This is a genomic window from Lentzea sp. NPDC003310, assembly GCF_040610935.1.
Lineage (GTDB): Bacteria > Actinomycetota > Actinomycetes > Mycobacteriales > Pseudonocardiaceae > Lentzea.
Map to the genome: position 1 here is coordinate 89,970 of NZ_JBEXNC010000007.1, position 18,573 is coordinate 108,542.

The 18,573-nt window shown below is 71.4% G+C and carries 18 protein-coding genes and 1 pseudogene; 10 read left to right on the top strand and 9 right to left on the bottom strand.

All coding sequences use genetic code 11. The features are described from left to right. The first annotated feature begins 112 nt into the window (after nt 1-112). From ABZX02_RS15440 to ABZX02_RS15465, 6 genes are all read left to right on the top strand, one after another. Nucleotides 113-409 carry a hypothetical protein gene (locus ABZX02_RS15440; RefSeq protein WP_355298562.1) on the top strand — a complete coding sequence of 99 codons (297 nt, stop codon included), beginning with the start codon at nt 113-115 and terminating at the stop codon, nt 407-409. Between the two features lie 12 nt (nt 410-421). Further along, nucleotides 422-1,264, top strand: coding sequence for an NYN domain-containing protein (locus ABZX02_RS15445; protein ID WP_355298564.1), 843 nt, complete (start codon nt 422-424; stop codon nt 1,262-1,264). Between the two features lie 70 nt (nt 1,265-1,334). After that, entirely contained in the window at nt 1,335-2,225 is an 891-nt protein-coding gene (locus tag ABZX02_RS15450) for an ABC transporter ATP-binding protein (RefSeq protein WP_355298565.1), read from the top strand. After that, nucleotides 2,222-2,959, top strand: coding sequence for an ABC transporter permease (locus ABZX02_RS15455; protein WP_355298567.1), 738 nt, complete (start codon nt 2,222-2,224; stop codon nt 2,957-2,959). The genes ABZX02_RS15450 and ABZX02_RS15455 overlap by 4 nt, the downstream gene beginning before the upstream one ends. Then, nucleotides 2,956-4,020, top strand: a complete 1,065-nt coding sequence (locus ABZX02_RS15460; protein WP_355298568.1) for a histidine kinase — start codon at nt 2,956-2,958, stop codon at nt 4,018-4,020. The genes ABZX02_RS15455 and ABZX02_RS15460 overlap by 4 nt, the downstream gene beginning before the upstream one ends. Next, the gene (locus ABZX02_RS15465; protein ID WP_355298570.1) at nt 4,017-4,619 is read left to right on the top strand and encodes a response regulator transcription factor; all 603 of its coding nucleotides are present in this window, start codon (nt 4,017-4,019) and stop codon (nt 4,617-4,619) included. The genes ABZX02_RS15460 and ABZX02_RS15465 overlap by 4 nt, the downstream gene beginning before the upstream one ends. On the opposite strand, the gene ABZX02_RS15470 is transcribed toward ABZX02_RS15465, so the two are convergent. Then, nucleotides 4,616-5,254 (bottom strand): DNA alkylation repair protein, encoded by a 639-nt coding sequence (locus tag ABZX02_RS15470; RefSeq protein WP_355299129.1) that lies wholly within the window; start codon nt 5,252-5,254, stop codon nt 4,616-4,618. The two genes, ABZX02_RS15465 and ABZX02_RS15470, sit on opposite strands and share 4 nt — an antisense overlap. Before the next feature lie 99 nt (nt 5,255-5,353). Beyond that, entirely contained in the window at nt 5,354-5,875 is a 522-nt protein-coding gene (locus ABZX02_RS15475; protein WP_355298572.1) for an RICIN domain-containing protein, read from the bottom strand. 229 nt (nt 5,876-6,104) lie between these two features. On the opposite strand from ABZX02_RS15475, the pseudogene ABZX02_RS15480 reads away from it, so the two are divergent. Next, nucleotides 6,105-7,277 (top strand): annotated as a pseudogene (locus ABZX02_RS15480) (BTAD domain-containing putative transcriptional regulator); the annotation flags it as partial. 328 nt (nt 7,278-7,605) lie between these two features. Here the strand turns inward: ABZX02_RS15480 and ABZX02_RS15485 are convergent. Then, entirely contained in the window at nt 7,606-7,971 is a 366-nt protein-coding gene (locus tag ABZX02_RS15485) for a MerR family transcriptional regulator (RefSeq protein ID WP_355298574.1), read from the bottom strand. 6 nt (nt 7,972-7,977) lie between these two features. After that, a complete protein-coding gene (locus ABZX02_RS15490) occupies nt 7,978-8,337 on the bottom strand; it encodes a hypothetical protein (RefSeq protein WP_355298576.1) in 360 nt (119 codons plus the stop codon). A 94-nt stretch (nt 8,338-8,431) separates the two neighbouring features. Between ABZX02_RS15490 and ABZX02_RS15495 the strand changes: the two genes are divergently transcribed. Beyond that, the gene (locus ABZX02_RS15495) at nt 8,432-9,172 is read left to right on the top strand and encodes a hypothetical protein (RefSeq protein ID WP_355298578.1); all 741 of its coding nucleotides are present in this window, start codon (nt 8,432-8,434) and stop codon (nt 9,170-9,172) included. On the opposite strand, the gene ABZX02_RS15500 is transcribed toward ABZX02_RS15495, so the two are convergent. Further along, nucleotides 9,169-9,387 (bottom strand): hypothetical protein, encoded by a 219-nt coding sequence (locus ABZX02_RS15500; RefSeq protein ID WP_355298579.1) that lies wholly within the window; start codon nt 9,385-9,387, stop codon nt 9,169-9,171. The genes ABZX02_RS15495 and ABZX02_RS15500 overlap by 4 nt on opposite strands. Nucleotides 9,388-9,482: 95 nt before the next feature. Here ABZX02_RS15500 and ABZX02_RS15505 point away from each other — a divergent pair, with 95 nt between their 5' ends. Together ABZX02_RS15505 and ABZX02_RS15510 are read left to right on the top strand one after the other, a co-directional pair. After that, nucleotides 9,483-12,227, top strand: coding sequence for an AAA family ATPase (locus ABZX02_RS15505; protein WP_355298581.1), 2,745 nt, complete (start codon nt 9,483-9,485; stop codon nt 12,225-12,227). A 173-nt stretch (nt 12,228-12,400) separates the two neighbouring features. Then, entirely contained in the window at nt 12,401-12,973 is a 573-nt protein-coding gene (locus tag ABZX02_RS15510; RefSeq protein ID WP_355298583.1) for a dihydrofolate reductase family protein, read from the top strand. A gap of 2 nt (nt 12,974-12,975) precedes the next feature. On the opposite strand, the gene ABZX02_RS15515 is transcribed toward ABZX02_RS15510, so the two are convergent. The 4 genes from ABZX02_RS15515 to ABZX02_RS15530 are packed head-to-tail and all read right to left on the bottom strand — an operon-like array spanning nt 12,976 to nt 18,409. After that, on the bottom strand, nt 12,976-13,638 hold the full coding sequence (locus ABZX02_RS15515) for an HAD family hydrolase (protein ID WP_355298585.1): 663 nt from the start codon (nt 13,636-13,638) through the stop codon (nt 12,976-12,978). Continuing rightward, nucleotides 13,635-14,303 (bottom strand): pseudouridine-5'-phosphate glycosidase, encoded by a 669-nt coding sequence (locus ABZX02_RS15520; protein WP_355298587.1) that lies wholly within the window; start codon nt 14,301-14,303, stop codon nt 13,635-13,637. Before ABZX02_RS15520 ends, ABZX02_RS15515 begins: the two co-directional genes overlap by 4 nt. A gap of 7 nt (nt 14,304-14,310) precedes the next feature. Then, nucleotides 14,311-14,559: a tautomerase family protein gene (locus ABZX02_RS15525; protein ID WP_355298589.1), complete on the bottom strand. Its 249-nt coding sequence runs from the start codon at nt 14,557-14,559 to the stop codon at nt 14,311-14,313. Continuing rightward, nucleotides 14,546-18,409, bottom strand: coding sequence for an amino acid adenylation domain-containing protein (locus tag ABZX02_RS15530; RefSeq protein ID WP_355298591.1), 3,864 nt, complete (start codon nt 18,407-18,409; stop codon nt 14,546-14,548). The genes ABZX02_RS15525 and ABZX02_RS15530 overlap by 14 nt, the downstream gene beginning before the upstream one ends. Between the last annotated feature and the right edge of the window lie 164 nt (nt 18,410-18,573).

The window sequence follows — 18,573 nt, forward strand, 5'->3', positions numbered from 1 at the left end:
ACGCCCGCGTTGTGCACATGCCTCAAAGAATTGACCCTATCGAGTGACTAACGGTGAGGACGACGGTGGCGTCCAGCCACAATCGGGTGTTGTGAGCGGCGTTGAAGAATGCATGAAGTTGTTGCTGCGCAGGGGGTTTCGGCGGACAGTCGTGCGTGACCACTTCACGTGCGTCAACGCGGTCATGTTCAGACGGGTGTGGAAGGGCACGAACGAGACGGTGCTCGCGTACTCGGAGTCGGAGGCCCTGGCCTACCGCGTCGCCGAGGGGGACGTGGACCCGGTGGACCCGTTCGTCGTGGACCCCGACGTGACGCTGTGGCAGTGCGGGGGCGAGTTCACCGACGTCGCGAACCAGCTGCTGGAGTTACCGGTCGCGCCTGGTCACTCGGCGTTCGAGGGGAAGTAGTAATCTCGGCTGGTGGGTGAGACCGTCCGGATCGGAGTGTTCTACGACGGCACTTGGTTCGCCTACCTGAGCGACTTCTACGCCACGGCGCACCCCAGGGGAGCGCGCGTCTCGCTCGACGGCCTGCACGACGCGGTGCGCTGGTACGTCCACACCGAGACGGGTCGTCCGCTGGACGAGTGCGTGGTCGCCGAGGCCCACTACGTGCGCGGCCGCATCGACACCCCCGCCGAGTCGTTCGACCGGGCGCTGGCCGCCGCGGGCATCGAGAGGCACGACCTGCCGCTGCACAACGGCAAGGAGAAGGGCGTCGACGTCCTGCTCGCCCTGGAGGCGTGGGACCGCGCGACGACCGTGCCGCTGCAGTGGGTCGTGCTGCTGACCGGCGACTCCGACTTCGCGCCGCTCGCGGCGAAGCTCACGGACCGGGGCGTGCACGTGATCGTGCCCGTCGTGGACGTGAAGACGATCGAGAAACCTCCCGCGTGGACGCCGCGCACGGCCGCGCCGCTGCGGGCCGCGACCCCGTTCACCCCCGGTTTCGACGAGCTGTTCGCGCCCGGCGACCGGCCCGACTACCCGTTGCGCCGCGCCTTCGTGCGGTCGTCGCAGGTGGTGGCGTCACCGGTCGGCGCGCCGCGCGGGCGGCGCAAGGGCACCGTGGCGTCGTGGAAGTCCGGGCAGCCGCACGGGTTCATCACGGACTCGCGCGGCGGGTCGTGGTTCGTCTCGCGCGACGAGCTGCCGGACGGGCTGACGCTGCTGCTGGCTGGCACACCCGTGTCGTTCACCGGCTCGCCCGCGCCGATGCCCGGCCGCAAGTACCCGAGAGCGCAGGCCGTGCGACCCGAATGACATTTGTCATCCGGACCTCGTGACTCGGCCTCACTACTGACGACAGCCCGTTCCGACCAGGCTCAACGCCATGGAAACGGTGCTTGAGGTACGGGGAGCGAGGCACAGCTACGGTGCCACGCGAGCGCTGGACGGCGTCGACCTCGACGTCGGTGCGGGGGAGTGCGTGGCGCTGCTCGGGCCGAACGGCGCGGGCAAGACCACGCTGGTGAACCAGGTCATCGGACTGCTGCCCGCCCAGGCGGATTCGGTGCGCGTGTGCGGCGGGGACCCGCGCTTCGCGGCGACCCGGCGGCGGCTCGGGGTGGTGCAGCAGTCGCTCGGGTTCCCGAACACCCTGAAGGTGTCCGAACTGGTCACGGGCGCGGCGGTGCGGGCGGGCAAGCCCCGGTCCGCCGCCGGTCCGGTGCTGGCCGAGCTCGACCTGACCGACCTGGCCGGGCGGCGCGCGGCGAAGCTCTCGGGCGGGCAGAAGCAACGGCTCCAACTGGCCATGGCCCTGGTCGCCGACCCGGCACTGCTGGTGCTCGACGAACCGACGGCTGGCCTCGACGTACCCGCCCGCAAGCGGTTCTGGCGGATCCTCGCCGAACGGCGTGAGCGCGGCACCGGCGTGCTGCTCACCACCCACCTCATCGAGGAGTCGTCGGCCGTCGCCGACCGCGTCGTCGTGCTGGCCGGCGGCCGCGTGCTCGCCCAGGGCACGCCGGACGACCTGGTCGCGAAGCTGCCCGACCGCACGGTGATCGCCCGGACGGGGCTGGGCTTGGAGCGCCTCCAAGCCTTGCCGGGGGTCGTGTCGCTGCGCGCCGACGGGGAGCACGTGCGCCTCGGCACGCGGGCTCCCGAGGAACTGCTGCGAGTGTGGCTGGCGCAGGACCCCGGCCTGAGCGACCTGCGGGTCGAGGGCGCCGGGCTGGAAGAGGCAGTGGCCGGTCTGATCGAGAGGGGTGCGGCGTGAACACCAGGATCTTCGGCGTGGAGCTCGCGGACGAGCTGAGGGGTATCGTCCGCGAACCCGCCGCTTTGTTCTTCTCGGTGCTCATGCCGGTCGGGTTCTTCGCGCTCTTCGTGTCGCTGTTCGGGAAGTTCAGCGCGGGCGGGATCTCCGCGGGCACCACGATGATCGCCACGTTCGGCGCGTTCGGCGTGATCTCGGTCGTGCTGATGAACCCCGGCATCGGCGTCGCGTCCGACCGGGAACGTGGCTGGCTGCGGGCGAAGCGGGTGTCCGCGGTGCCGATCGGCGTCACGCTCGCGGCGAAGGTGGTGGCGGCCCTGCCCTACGCCGCCGGGGTGCTGGTCTCGATGACGGCCGTGGCGGCGGTGACCGGATCGCTGAGCGCGCCGGCGCCCGTGCTGCTGCGGATCCTCTTCGTGCTGATGCTCGGCGCGCTGCCGTTCGCGTTGCTGAGCCTCGCCATCGGGTTCCAGGTCGGCGCGGGCGCCGCGGCCGCCGTGCTGAACGCGATCCTCATCCCGTCCGCCGTGGTGTCGGGGTTGTGGATGCCGCTCGAGATCATGCCCGCGTTCTTCCGCGACATCGCGCGGTTCCTGCCGACGTACCACCTGTCCGAGCTCGCCCGCGCGCAGCTGACCGGCGGTGCCGTGCTCTCGCACGTGCTGGCGCTGCTGGGCTTCGCGATCATCGCCGCGGTGCTCGCGGCCGTGTCGTATCGTCATGCCCGGTCATGAGAAGAGAAGTGGGCATCTCCCGCTGGTTCCACCTGATCTACCTGGGGAACCTGCTGTGGGCACCGGTGTTCGACCCGGCCACGTCCTGGGTGGACTGGGCGCTCGTCGCCGTCGTGGTCCTGGCGTTCGTCCCGCTGTACGTCCTGTCGTGGCGGCGGCCCGAACTCGTCCGCCGCTGGTGCCTCGTGCCGACGGTCGTGCTCGGCGCCCTGGCGACCCCGTTCAACGCCGGCGCCGCTGTGCTCTTCGTCTACGCGGGGGTGTTCGCGGGCCTGTCGGAGTCGCGGCGGGTGGCGATGCGGTGGTTCGTCGGCCTGTCCGCGCTGATCTGCGTGTTCGGCGTGGTGTCGGTGGTCGAGATGCCCTACCGGGTGTGGGCGCTGCTGCCGTCGTTGATCTTCCTGTGGGTGGTCGGGCTCGTGCAGGTCGAGTGGGCGGAACGGGAGCGCGAGCGGTCCGAGCTGCGCATCCGCACCGCGCGGGTCGAGCACCTCGCCACCCTCGCCGAACGGGAGCGCATCGCCCGCGACCTGCACGACCTGCTCGGCCACACGCTGACCGCGATCATCGTGCGCGCCCAGCTCGTCAGCGCGGACCCGGCGCGGGCGGGTGAGGAGGCGGCGGAGATCGAGCGCACCGCCCGCGCGGCGCTGGGGGAGATCCGCGACGCCGTCAGCGGGTGGCGCAGCGCGTCGCTCGACACGGAGCTGGAGGCCGCACGGGCCGCGCTGGCGAGCCTCGGCGTGGAGGTGGTCGTGCGGCGCGACCCCGATCTGGTGATCGTCGGCTCGACCGAGCACGAACTGGCCCTGGCGCTGCGGGAGGCCGTCACCAACGTGGCCCGGCACGCCCGCGCGAGGACGTGTCACATCGGCGTCGAGGCCCGCGACGGCGAGTTGCGGCTGGTGGTCGCGGACGACGGCGTCGGCGGGCACGCGCCGGAGGGCAACGGGCTGACGGGCATGCGCGAGCGGATCGCCGCGCTGGGCGGTCTCGTCGCCCGCAGCGCCGCGGCCGGCACGACCGTGACGATCGCCGTCCCGCTGGAGGTGGCCACGTGATCAGGGTGGTGCTGGCGGAGGACCAGGCGATGGTGCGCGGCGCGTTCGCGCAGCTGCTCGACCTGCAGCCGGACGTCTCGGTCGTCGCGTCGGCGGGGGACGGCGACGAGGCCCTGGCCGCCGTGGCGGAACACCGGCCCGACGTGCTGCTGACCGACATCGAGATGCCGCGCCGGACCGGCCTGGACGTGGCCGCGGAGCTCGTCCGCCGCGGCGACCGGACCCGCGTCCTGATCATCACGACGTTCGCCCGCAGCGGGTACCTGCGGCGGGCGATGGACGCGGGCGTCGCCGGGTACGTGCTCAAGGACGCGCCGATCGCGGATCTGGTGTCGGCGCTGCGGCGGGTGCACGCGGGCGAACGGGTGGTGGCGCCCGAGCTCGCGGTGGCCGCCTGGGACAGCGCGGACCCGTTGACGCCGCGGGAACGCGAGCTGCTCCAGGAGGTCACGACCGGGGCGTCCAACGCGGACATCGCGGCCCGGCTGAACCTCGCCGAGGGGACCGTGCGCAACTACCTGTCGACGGCGATGGCGAAGCTCGGGGCGCGCAACCGGTCCGAGGCGGCGAACACGGCCAGAGAGCGTGGTTGGCTCTAACCCTTGCGCCGCACCATCTCGGTGATCCAGACCGGTGCGAACGGGGACGTGCAGCCCGGCGGCGTCGGGTAGTCCTTGAGGACCTCCAGGCGTTCGCCGATCTCCACCGCGCGGGCGCGCAACGCGGGGTGTTCGATCCCGATCTGCGCCAGGCAGTGGTTCTGCGCCCACTGCAGCCGGTCCGGGGCGTCCTTCATGTCCTTCTCGATGACGTCCAGGAGCCCGTCGAGGTCGAGGCCCCCCGGCTGCTTCGCCACCCGGTCGACCGTGAGCGCCCAGCCCGCGCTCGCGACCACCGGGTCCGGGTCGCCGAACCAGAGCACGCGCAGTTCCTCGGCGTGCGGGCTCTTCTTCACGACGTAGTTCACGAGCCAGTCGTGCACCTTGGGACGCCGGGCCTCGCGCAGCATGGCGTCGAGCTGGTCGCGGCCGAACGCCTTGGGGCGGCAGACGAGCAGCGCCAGCAACCGTGCCGCGGTGTCCCCGGTCGCCCACAGCTGGAGCGCCAGGTCCTGCTGGGTCTTGAGGCGCTTCGCGATGGCGCGGAGCTTGCCCAGGTTCACGCCGTGGTCGTCGCCGTGCTTCTCGTTGACCGCGCGTGCTTTCGGGTCGTCGAGCGCGGCCAGTTCGGCCATCAGTTCCGCCACCGAGTCGTGTGCCACCGCTCGACCTCCCGTTCGCCACCGGTGCCCGACAGCCTACGAGCCGGAACACCGGAGGCGGGGGAGGGGCGGTCAGCCGATGCGGAACTCCTGGGCGCGGTGCGCGACGCAGGTGTCCTGGTGCAGGATCGACTTGTTCTCGAAGTCGCGGTCCTCGATGTCGAGGCACAGGCCGCTGTGACGCGCCCGGAACTTCATCGTGCCGGTCGAGGTGGTCTCGACCAGGAACTGCTGGTTCCACTTGGTGGGGCTGCACGTGTACTGCGTGGCGTCGGCGGTCCGGTCCTGGCTCGAGTCCCAGATGTCGACGCACTTGCCGCTGTGGGCGACCTTGATCCGCACCGCGCCGCTGCCGTCGCCGACCTGCTCCAGCGTCCACTGCTGGTGGGACTTCGACGCGTCGCAGGTGTACTGGACGATCGCGGCCTTGTTGGCGCCGCTGCCGCCGGCGACGTCGAGGCACTTGGCGCTGTTGGAGTTGCGGAGCAGGTCGTAGGTGACCGCCGCGGACGAGGTGCCCGCGCCGGCGAACGCCACCGCGGCGGCCGTCAGCGCGATCGCGGCGGCGGTGCGGCGAAGAAGCGTCCTGGACATGTGTGCCCTCCGAAGATCCGTCGATCGGGACCCTGCGCCCGATCTGTCGTGGACGACCTTCGCCGTCCGGTGTTCGGCGGGGATTCGGTAACCGTGTGATCGGCTGCTCAGCGGCCTTTCCTCGTGCTCCTGGAGGGGAGTGTGGACAGTGGAGTTCGGACTGCTCGGCGACGTCGAGGTCCGCGCGGGAGACCGGGTGGTGGACATCGGTCACTCCCGGCAGAGGTGCGTGCTCGCGGTGCTGCTGGTGGAGGCGAACCGGCTCGTGCCCGTCGACGTGCTGGTGGACCGCGTGTGGGGTGAGCACGTGCCGCAGCGGGCGCGCAACGCGGTGGCGGGGTACGTGTCGCGGTTGCGGCAGGTGCTCGCGGGCGAGGTGCGGATCGTCGGGCGGCAGGGCGGGTACGTGCTGACCGTCGACCCGATGTCGGTGGACCTGCACCGGTTCCACGCGCTCGTGGACCGGGCGCGTGCCGAGCCGGGCGGGGCCGTCGCGCTGCTGGACGAGGCGCTCGCGCTGTGGCGGGGCGAGCCGTTCTCCACAGTGGACACACCGTGGCTCGCGGGGGTGCGGGCGGTGTTGCAGGCCCGGCGGTTCGCGGCGGTGCTGGACCGCAACGACCTGGTGCTGCAGCGGGGCGGGCACGCCGGGCTGCTGGCGGAGCTGGAGGCGACGGCGGCGGAGTTCCCGCTCGACGAACGACTGGCCGGTCAGGTGATGCTCGCGCTGTACCGGTGCGGACGGCAGGCCGACGCGTTGCTGCGCTACGAGCAGATCCGGCTGCGCCTCGCCGACGAGCTCGGCGCCGACCCCGGCCCGGGGTTGAGATCGGTGCACCGCCGGATCCTCACGGCGGAGCTCGGCCCGCCCGCCGCGCCCAGGCAGCTGCCCGCGGCGCCGCGCTCGTTCGTCGGCAGGCAGCGCGAGCTCGCCGCGCTGGACGACGCGCTGGCGAGCCCGCTCGTCGCGGTGACCGGTACGGCGGGCGTCGGCAAGACGGCGCTGGTGCTGCACTGGGCGCACCGGGTCGCGGACCGGTTCCCGGACGGCCAGCTGCACGTGGACCTGCGCGGGTTCGGACCGGGTGGCGCGGTGGCGCTGCCGGAACCGGTGGCGGGCGGGCGCGTGCTCGTCGTGCTGGACAACGCCCGCGACGCCGACCAGGTCCGGTCGCTGCTGCCCCGGTTCCCCGGCTGCCTGGTGGTGGTCACCAGCCGGGACCGGCTGACCGGTCTCGTCGCGGTGGACGGCGCCCGGCCGGTCCCGCTCGACCTGCTGTCCACAGAGGACTCCCGCGCGCTGCTCGCCGCCCGCCTCGGTGCCGTGCCCGACGCCGCGGCGGCGGCCGAGATCGTCACGCGGTGCGCGGGCCTGCCCCTGGCGCTGACCGTCGTGGCCGCCCGCGCCCGCTGCACCGGTTTCCCGCTGCCGGACATTGCCGCCGAACTGCGCGGCGGCCTCGACCCGTTCGACGGCGGGGACTCCGCGACGGACCTGCGGCAGGTGTTCTCCTGGTCCTACGACGCCCTGGGCCCGGAGGCGGCCCGGCTGTTCCGGTTGCTGGGCCTGCACAGCGGCGCGGACATCTCCGTCGAGAACGCCGCGGCCCTGTGCGGCACACCGCGCGTGCTGCCGTTGCTCGCGGAGCTGACCCGCGCGAACCTGCTCGCCGAACGCCGTCCGGGCCGCTACTTCCTGCACGGACTGCTGCGCGACTACGCGGTGGAGCTCAGTCGCTCAGCGCCGCGACCACCGGGCACTGATCCCGCACGCCGTTCTCGGCGACGTCCAGCAACGCGAGCCGCACGCGGTCCAGGTCGGTCATCCGCTGCTCGATCTCGGCGACCTTGCCGCTGATCACGTCACCGACGTCGGGCGTCGTGGAGGCGGAGAGGAGCTGCTCGACCTCGGTGAGCGTGAAGCCGAGCCGGGCGGCGCGGCGGATGAACGTCAACCGCTTCACCGCCTCCTGGTCGTAGTGGCGGTAACCGCCGTGGGACCGCGTCGTGGGGACGACGAGACCGCGGCGTTCGTAGAACCGCACGGTGCTGATGCCCACCCCGGCGGCGCGGGCCAGTTCGGATATGCGCACCACCGGAAACTACCTCCGCGTGAGCGCGCGCAGCTGGGCCGCGCCCCAGAACAGCTCCAGCACCAGGAACACCGCGATCGCCTTGGTCTCGCCCTGCAGCAACGCCCACGTGAACCAGCAGCAGAACAGGGCGCGGCCGACGGTGTCGGCGGTGATCAGCAGTCGTTCCGGCTTCAGCCACCGCACGACCGACCACATCACCACGACGGTGCCGAACAGCGTGGCGAACATCCGCGTCGCGGTGGTGTGGGGTGTGCCGATCAGGTCCATCGCGAACGCGCCGGTCCAGGGCGTGACGAAGGCGATGCTCGCCACCAGGTCGTACAGGGCACCGGCTCTGCCCCAGCGGGCGACGTGATCTCTGGTCATGCCGAGCACGATGGACCCTGCACCACGGTGCAGGGTCAAGTCCGTCCGGGCACTACCGTGGACCGGCGAGGGTTCGTCGAGGCGAGGGAGACGGGTGACCGGCCAGATCGTTCGCCATGCCGGCCGTATCGAGGCCGTGCGCGTGCGGTTCGTGGCCGTGCACGAGGCCAGCGCGGTCGTCGTCGGCGACGAGACCGTCTACGGGCGGCTCTGCCAGTGGATCATCCACACCGTGCTGGAGAAGCACGCCCGGCAGGACGAGCTGGTCGCGTACGTCGAGGAGAACCTGCGTCTGATCGTGGGCGGGCTGTACGACCTCTACGGCGTGCGTGCCCCGGTACCGGACCTCGCGCGTGAGGCCGCCTTGCCGTCGTTGGTCGAGCCGGTCGAGGACTCGGCGCACGCGGCGATGGAGCGCATCGGGCCGTTGCGCGAGGTGCTGGACGACCTCACCGGGCTGCCGGACGTCATCGCCGCACACGCGTCGACCTGGTACAACATCGCGGTCGAGCAGCAGGCGATGGCCGACGAGCTGGAGGACTTCCTCACCCACGACGTGCCGGAGTGGACCGGTGCCGCGGAGCACGTGCGGTTGATGAGCCACAACATCGAGGCGATCCGCGGGCTGAGCTCGGTGTCGGCGGCGTTCGGCGAGATCACCGAGAGCGTCGGGGTGCTGGTGGCGCAGACCCGGCGGCTCGTGCGGGAGCTCGTGATCGGTCTCGCGCTGGCGCCGTCGGACGCGACGTTGTGGCGGCTCGCGTGCCGGATCGCGGTGTACGGGGTGGCGCTCGACGCCACCCTCACGCACCTGGAGGCACGGCTCTCGGACTAGGCCGTCCGGCGAGCCGCGCGGCGGCGGGCGATCTGCGGCAGGAACCACATGTAGACGCCCGTTCCCATCAGGACGAACAGCGGCAGCAGCGGCACGTACGACACCCACACCACCGAGCTGTCCACGGTGAGCGCGACGGCGGTGAACACGACGGTGGCCATGAAGACCATGCTCACGACGCGGTGGAACTGGCGGATTCCCTTGCTGCTGCTCATCTTCGCTGTCCTCCCGGTTGCTGGTGAGGTCAACGGTAGGACTGGTCGGTCCGTCGTGCTTCTCGATTCCTGACCGCCTAGTACCCTCGGGCGCCATGCGGTTCCAGTCCCCGGTGCTGGTCGGTCGTGACGAGGAGACCTCCGCATTGCGGGCCGCGCTCACCCGTGCCGAGCACGACCGCGGCGGCGCGGTGTTCCTGGTCGGGGAACCGGGGATCGGCAAGTCGCGGCTGGCGTCGGAGGTCGCGCGGCACGCCGTCGGACGCGGGTTCCGCGTGCTCCGGGGTCGTGCCAGCCGCGCCGTGCCGCTGCGGGCGTTGTGCGAGGCGGTGCTGTCGGCCTTTCGCGCGGTCGCGCCGGACGAACGGCAGCTCGGCGCCTACCTGCCCGTGCTGCTGCGGATGACGCCGGACGCGCCCGCCGGGATGCCGGACCCGGCCGTGGTCCGGGCCGAGGCCGTGCTGCGCCTGATCACGGCCGAGAAGACCGTGCTGCTGCTCGAAGACCTGCACGACGCGGACGGCGAGACGCTGGCCGTCGTCGACTACCTGCTCGACAACCTCGCGGACGCGCCCGTGCTGCTGGTGGCGACGGCGCGGCCGCACCCGGACGGCGCGCGGCGGCTGGCGGAGGAGGCCACCGCCCGCCGGGTGGCCGCGACGGTGCGGCTCACGGGGCTGGGCGACGACGAGGTCGCGGAGCTGGCCCGCCGGTGCCTGGGGGAGCCGGTGCCGCCGGACGTGCTGGCGCAGCTGGTGAAGGTGTCCGACGGTGTCCCGTTCGTCGTGGAGGAGCTGCTCAACGGGGACCTGAGCGCCGTGCCGCCCACGGTCGCGGCGGCCACGGTGCACCGGGTCGACGCGTTGGGTCCCGAGGGTGTGGCTCTGCTCGAAGCCGCCGCGATCTTCGGGCGGACGTTCCCGCTCGACGTCGTCACGGACCTCGCCGGTGGCGTGGGCACCGAGCGGTTGTTGCGGGAGGCCGAACGCGCGCAGCTCATCGAGGGCGGGCAGTTCCGGCACGCGCTGACCGCCGACGCGATCACCGGCCGGATGACGCCGATCGCACGGGCGGCGCTGGCCCGTCGGGCCGCGCGGAGCACCGAGGCGTTGCGGCCGGGAGAACCGGAGCTCGTCGCCGAGCTCTGGCAGGCAGGCGGCGAGACCGCGAAGGCCGTGGAGTGCCTCGTGCGGGCGGCCCGGCGCGCTGCCGCGCTCGGCCGGTTCGGTGCCGCCGTGGAGCTGCTCGAACGCGGCCAGTCCCGGACCGGCGACCCGGACCTCGCCGCCGACCTGCTGGCCGCGCTCGCCGACGTCCTGCCGCTGGCCGCGGTCGTCGTGCCGGCGGACAACGGCGCACGGGCCTTCGCACTGGGCGAACGGCTCCAGCAGGCGTTGACGGCCGCGCACGCCGCACCGGAGCGCCGGGCGGCCGTCCGGCTCGCGCAGGCCAGGGTCGCCGCCGTCGCGGGGCAGTGGGAACGCGGCCTCGACCTGCTGGCGGTGACGAAGGAGACCTGCCCGGAGGTCGACGTCGTCAAGGCCGCGCTGTTGCTCGGCCTGAACCAGCTCGACCTCCTGCCGAAGGCGCGCGCCCTGGCCGAACGCGCCGCTGCCACAGGCCCGCCGGAGATCGTCTGCGAGGCGCTGGAGGTGCTCACCCGGTGCACGCGGGGGCAGGACCTCGCGGAGGCGCGGCAGCACGTCCAGCGCTGGCTGCAGGTCGCCGAGCAGCACGGGCTCGCGGCGTGGCGGCTGCGGGCGTTGCTGGAGCTGGGGATCACCGACAAGTACCTGACGACCGGCGTCGACGCGTTGCTCGCCGACCGCCGCGCCGCGCTCGACACCGGTGCGATCGTCATCCTGATCGCCGCCGACCTGCACTTGGGCGCCACGTACCTGGTGCGCGGCGAGTACGGGGAGGCCGCGAGGTGCGGCGCGAGCGCGGGGGAGGCCGCCGCGAAGCTCGGTCTGCACGCGCTCGCCGCGCTCGCCGTCGCGATCGAGGCCGGCATCGCGGCGATGCACGGCGACCGCAAGGCCACCGACCGGGCGTTGGCGCAACTGCGTGACCACGGCGGTTCGGAGGAGATCTGGTCGTACAGCTCGGCGGTCTGCGCGCTGATGGAGGAGCGCTACGACCGCGCGCTCGCCGAGTTCGACGAGGTGGAGGAGGCCGTCACGGAACCGCGCATCCTGCGCGGCACGTTCTACCAGGGGCCGCGCCTGCTGGTGCGGGTCGCGCTCGGCCTCGCGGGCCGCCCCGAGCACGCCCGGCTGGCCGAGTCGCACCTCGCGCAGGTCCAGCTGCACCGCACCTACTTCGCGTGGAGCGACGCCATCCTGCTCGGCCGCGAGGGCAGGGTCGCCGAGGCGAACGCCGCCGCCGCGCGGGCGTTGGCCCTGAGCGCCGGCTTAGGCCTGCCGCGCCACCTGGGCCTCCGGCTCGCCGGCCCGTGCGCGCTCGCGGACGGCTGGGGCGAGCCGCTCGAGTGGCTGCGCGAGGCCGAGGAGCACTTCCACCACCTCCCGGCCCCCGCCGTCGCCGCCGCCTGCCGCGCCGCGCTGCGCGAGGCGGGCGCCCCGGTGCAACGCCGCCGCCGCGACCACGACACCGTCCCCGCGGACCTGCGCAGGGCGGGCGTCACCGTCCGCGAGTACGAGGTGCTGCGCCTCGTCGTCGAGCGGTTCGGCAACGCCGAGATAGCCGAACGCCTGTTCCTGTCGCCCCGGACCGTCGAACGGCACGTCGCGAGCCTCAAGGCGCGCACCGGCTGCCAGACCCGCGCCGACCTCATCACCCACGCCCGTCCGTTAATTGGGGGCTCGGCCCCCATGTGAGGGTCGCGACCAGCGGGAAGACTCCCCGAGCAGACCGGCGGCGCCGCGCTCGGAGGGGTGCGCGGCGCCGCCGGCACACGTGTCGCAGAATTTCTTGGCGCGAGATGTCGATTGCCGCCATCTCCCGTTCGACGCACTGATGACAGCAAGCGCGAACACCAAGGAGAACCACCATGCGCACCCTCATCGCCACCGCGTTCGTCTCCCTCGACGGCGTCGTCGAGGCACCCGGTGGCGAGCCGGGCCACCGCAGCTCCGGCTGGACCTTCAAGGACATCGAGTTCGACGAGGCCGCCTACGAGCTCAAGGGCCGTGAGCAGGACGAGGCCACCGCGATGATGATGGGCCGGGTCAGCTACGAGGGCTTCTCGCCGGTGTGGCCGACGCTCGACTACTTCCCGAAGTACAACGTGATGCCGAAGTTCGTCGTGTCGAGCACTCTGAAGGAGGACCAGCTCGTCGACAACTGGGGCGACATCACGATCCTGCGGTCGCTCGACGACGTGGCGGCGCTGAAGGAGACCGAGGGCGGCCCGATCTCCATCCACGGCAGCGCGACGCTGAACCGCAACCTGTCCGACGCCGGGCTGATCGACCGCTACCACCTGCTGGTGTTCCCGGTGCTGCTCGGCGCGGGCAAGCGGCTGTTCAGCGAGACGGACAAGGACAAGCAGCTGCTCAAGGTGGTGGAGGCCGAGACGTACTCGAACGGCATCCAGAAGCTGGTCTACGACGTGGTGCGCTGACCTCAGGCGCATTCGCGCACGGCGGCGACCACCCCGGCGAACGAGTCGACCAGCCAGGTCGGCTCCGCGCCGAGCAGCTGGTCGACGCCGTGCACCCCGTACGTCACGGCGACGGACGCCATCCCGGCCCCGTGCGCCATCCCGATGTCGTAGGTGGTGTCCCCGACCATCACCGCGTCCTGCGCGGACACCCCGAGCCTGCGCAGCACCACCAGCCCGGACTCGGGGTCGGGCTTGGGTTTCGCGACCTGGTCCGAGCCCACGACGACCGCGAACTCGTCGCGCAGCCCGGCCGCCGTCAGCAGTTCCTCGGCCTGCGCGATGAGCCTGTTCGTCGCCACCGCGAGCACGAAACCGTCCTCCCGCAACGACCTCAGCCCGTCGTACACGCCGCGGAACACCAGTTGCGTCGCCGCCGGGAGGACGACCCTGCGGAACGTCGGCCGGTAGAGGCCGGCGCAGGACGTGACCACCGGGTCGTCCTCGGGGACGCCGAGCAGCTTCGCGAACGCGGACGGCAGGGGCAGGCCGATCGTGCCGCGGATGGTCGCCGAGTCCACTGTGGGCAGATCGAGCTGGGCGAACACCGCGGCGAACGTCGTGACGAGGCCCCGGGGTGTGTCGATCAGTGTGCCGTCGAGGTCGAAGATCGCGCACCGGTTCATGACGGGTACTCCTTCGCGTGCGCTGCGGCGAGGCCGCCGGCGACCTCGGCGGTGCCGACGCGCACTGCCCTGGTCGCCTTCGTGGTGCCGGCGCTGTCGACCGCCGGCGGCACCGGCGCGGTGACGACGAACGAGCCGGGGTGACCGAGTGCCCAGTGGGTCTCGATCGCGCGCGCCACCAGGACGGGGTCGTCGCAGCAGGCGAGCGGGACGCCCTGTGACTCCAGGAGATCGAGGTCCGGGGTCTCCGCGCACACCACCGCCACCCGGTGCGCGGCCAGCCGCACGAGGTCGCCGGTCTCCGCCGAGCACAGGAACCTCAGTCCCGCGAGCCCGGCCGCGACCAGTGACGACGAGGCGGTGGTCGCGGCCGTCGCGCCGCGGGCCAGCGCGACCGGCAGGTCCCGGGCGCCGGCCTGCGGAACACCTGGTGTGCACGCGAACCTCTCGAAGTCGGACTCGGAGAGGCCGACGAGGATCCGTCCCTTGTCGACGCCGATGGTGGCGGGCACCGACCCGCTCACCCGCACGGCGTCCTCGGTCAGGCGGGCGGTCTCGGCGTCGTCGGGACCGGACCTCAGCACGCTCGACGGGAGCGCCACGACGGGCTGGCCCGCCGTGATCGCCTCGGCCACTTCCTCGCTGTACACCAGGGGAATGCGCATCGGCACCTCAGTAGGTCGGGGTCTTGCGCAGGAGATGGCTCCGTTCCACGATCTCCGGCGCGTAGACCTGGTCCTGCCACGCCCGCCGCTCGACCGGTTCCAGTGCGATCGACACGACGCCCTCGTCGCAGCCGAACGCGCGTGTCACCGCCTCGGTGACGGCCGAGACCAGCGCGGACGCCTGCTCGTCGTTGAGCGGGGCAGGGAAGTGCTTGATGTTCACGTGCGGCACGACGTCCTCCTCACGACTGGCCACCCGCGATGGCGAGGGTGACGGCCTTGGTGACGGCCGCGATCAGCTCGGCCATCTGCGCGTCGGACAGCAGCACCGGCACCTGCGCGATCTCCTGCCGCACGGTGTCGTCGCGCCTCATCGACGTGAGCAGCTCGTCGATGTCGGGCTCGCGCAGCAGGCTGTAGTGGTCGGCCCGCAGCTCGACGACGGTCGGTTCGGTGACCGAGAAGCCCTCGCTGCCCTCGATGAACGAGTAGTCGTCGCCCTGCGCCTTGAAGATGGTGAGCGGCGCGGTGATCGTGCGTTCGGCCAGCTCGCCGAAGGTGTACTTGAAGGAGAACGTCTCGGTGACGATCCTGATGATCCGCCGCACGAGCTCGCTGTCGAGGTCGCGGAACTCGCTGCTGACGAACGCCGCGAAGCTGTCCTCGTCCTTCGCGACCTCCAGGCACCGCGCCAGGCGGGCGTCGGTGATGCTGCCCGCGAACACCGAGAACAGGATCGTGACGAACGCGCTGTTGTCGTACGAGGCCTCGTCGCTGTCCCGCTCCGACCGCACCTTCGGCGAGCCCGGTGCGATCAGGTAGAGGTTCGCGACCTGCTCGCCCGCCTGCTCCAGCTGGTAGGCCGTCTCGAACGCCACCCGCGCGCCGAAGGAGTAGCCCCACAGCGTGTACGGGCCTTCGGGCTGGACCTGTTTGATGGCCTCGATGTCGGCGGCGGCCATCTCGCGGATCGTGCCGTACGGCGTCTCGCCCTCGTTGATGCCGTGTGCCTGCACGCCGTAGAACGGGCGCTCCGAACGACTTGCGAGCGTGCGCAGGTTCATCGGGTAGCCGCCGAGACCAGGCCAGCAGAACACCGGCACGTCGTCCCCGCCCGGCTGCAACGGAACCAGCCGCGAGATCGGTCCCTCGTGCAGTCCGTCGACCCGCCGGGAGAGCTGCTCGATCGTCGGCGACTCGAAGAGGACCTGCAGCGGCAGGGAGGTGCCGAACTCCTTGTTGATGCGGTTGACGAGGCCGACCGCGATCAGCGAGTTGCCGCCCGTCTCGAAGAAGTCGTCGTGCGTCGAGACGGTCTCGCGCTTCATCAGCTTCTTCCACATCTCGCTGATGCGGCGCTCGGTGATGGTGCGCGGCGCGACGAACGGCCGGTCCTGGTCGTCCACGTCGGTCTTGTCGGACGCGGCCAGGGCCTTGACGTCGATCTTGCCGTTCGCGGTGACCGGCAGCGCGTCCAGCACCACGACCTTGTTCGGGATCATGTAGTCCGGCAGGAAGTTGACCAGGTCGTCGCGGATCAGCTCGGCCGGGCCCTTCATGTGGACGACGTCTTCCTTCATCCCGGGGCTGCGGCGCTGCTCGTAGGAGACCTTGCCGCCCAGGAAGAAGTACGACGGTCCGTCCTGCTCGCCCGCGGCCTTGAGGATGTCGCAGATGCGCTTGGCGGACGGGAGGTCGTTGCTGGACTTGGAGCTGTAGCCCGAGGACATGAAGCCGAGGTCGACGTCGTTGGCGGACAACCGGTGCATGGTCCGGCCGAGGTCGACGTAGCGGCGCCAGAGATCGGCGGACCGGGCGACGGCGCTGACGCCGAAGCTCGCCCGCTCGTACACGGCCTGGTTGATCGCGATGACGTGCTTGCGCTGCAACAGGTCGTCGGACACGCGCTCGAACTCGCCGTCGGCGTACTTGTAGAGCCCACCCGGCAGGTTCGCGACGCGACCGGGGTGCGTCTGCAGGTAGACCTCGACGTCGTCCTCGCGGATTCCCGTGTAGGCGCACAGTTCGAACGTGCCGAGGTAGTAGTCCTCGTCGGCGACGTCGAGCAGGTCCTTGGTCTCCGGCGTGTACGCGGACGCCGTGACGTCGAGGCCGTAACCCGGCAGGACCTCCTCGAAGAGCCCGACCATGTGGCCGGTCTCGATCTCCAGGACCTCCTGGATGTTGTTGAGGTACACCGCCTCGATCGCGGCCTTGTGCCCGATGAAGTGCAGCTTCGCCTTGGCCTCGAAGCTCTCCGGCAGCGAGCGGATCAGCACGAGCTGGTGGCGCAGCGGGTGGTAGTAGTACAGCCCGGACGGCAGGCCCGCGATGTGGTGCAGCTCCAGGTGCAGCTGCGTGGCGTAGAGCGAACCCGGTGACGCGTAACCGTACTTCGGCAGCAGCCGCTGGTCGCTGAAGTGCGCGCCGAAGTAGCGCAGGATCTCGCCCAGCTCGGCGAAGTGGATCGACTTCGGGTCCTTCGAGCCCGCCCCGATCGGCTTGCGCTCCAGGAGCCGGCGCAGGTCGTCGTCGGTGACCTGGCCGCCCTCGTAGAACCGGTAGGACTTGCGGGAGAAGACCACTTTCCGCTGCAGGCACGAGGCTTCCTCGCCGGGCAGCTCGAAGCTCTGCCGCCCGCTGAGGTCGTCGCGCACGCCGGGGTTCGACAGCTGCGCGCGGACCTGTAGCCTGCTGGACTTCGACTGGTGGTGCGCGCCCGCGTTGCCCTGGTCCATCAGGGCGGCTTCCTTGGGGTTCAGCTCGACGCACGCGATCAGGTTCTGGAACCCGGTGCGCTGGTCCTCCTTGACGATCACCGCCGCGTTGCGCACCCAGTCGTGCGTCTCGATCGCGAGCCGGATCTCGTCGAGCTCCACGCGGTAGCCGCGCAGCTTGACCTGGCTGTCCGCGCGGCCCGCGAACTGCACGGTGCCGTCGAGGTTCTGCGTCACGAGGTCGCCGGTGCGGAACATGCCGTCCACGAACCGTTCCTCGGTCAGCTCCGGCTGGTGCAGGTACCCGCGGGCGACCTGCACGCCGCCGATGTAGAGCTCGCCGATCTCGCCGGGCGTGACCATGTCCCGGTTCTCGTCGAGCACCAGGTAGGTCGTGTTCGCGACGGGCAGGCCGATCGAGATGGACTTCGGGGCCTCGGCCAGCTCGGCGGGATCCACCACGTGCGAGGACGAGTTGATCGTCGTCTCGGTGGGGCCGTAGAGGTTGATGAGCGCGACACCCGGCATCTCCGCGACGAACGCCTGGGCGAGCGTGCGCGACAACGCCTCGCCGCCGCTGAAGACCTGCTTCAGCGAGGTGACGGTGGGGAACTCCTCGGTGTCGATCAACGCCTGCAACAGGGTCGGCACGCACTGCAGCGTGGTGACGCCGTGCTCGCGCATGGTCTCGATGAGCATCTCGGGGTCGCGGTAGATCCCGGGACGGCCCATCACCACCGTGCTGCCGATCGCGGGCGCGAGGATCTCCCACTGCGCCGCGTCGAAGCTCATCGGCGTCTTCTGCACCACGCGCTTCGTGCTGTCGATGGCGTGCGCGTCCTGCAGCCACAGCATCTGGTTGACGATGCTGCGGTGCTCGATCATCACGCCCTTGGGCCGGCCGGTGCTGCCCGACGTGTAGATGATGTAGGCGAGACTGGTCTGCGCGGGGGAGAAGCCGTCGTCGAAGGCCTCGTCGCAGTCGGCGAGCGTCACGATCCTCGTGGTGGCGGGCGCCAGTTCGGCCAGGCGTTGCTTGAGGGCGGGCTGCGTCACGACGACCTTCGTGCGCGAGTCCTCGAGCATGTACCGGAGGCGCTCCTCCGGGTACTCCGGGCTCAACGGCAGGTAGGCACCGCCCGCGCAGAGGATTCCCCAGGCCCCGACCACGAGGTCCAGCGAGGGTTCGACGAACATGCCCACGCAGTCGTCCTCGCTGATGCCGAGCCGCCGCAGGTGGGTCGCGAGTGCGGAGCTCTGTTCGAAGAGTTCGCCGTAGGTGATGCTGTGTTCACCGAAGACGACGGCCGTGCGATCAGGGTGTTCCTCGACCTGCTTGCGCAGCAGGTCGGGAAGGCAGCCGCCGTCCACTTCAGCTTCGTGCGCCATCTCAGAAATCCCCCAAGCGGTCAGCGGGCATGGGTGGGTGCGAGCGCTCTCTTACTTGGTTGAAGAAAGTATGAGATTTGGCTCGAAACCCACTGGAGCGGAGTGCCTGGTGGACAGCCGCAGAGGTCTACCAGAACCGCCTCGAACGCGAACGGAATTCCGCC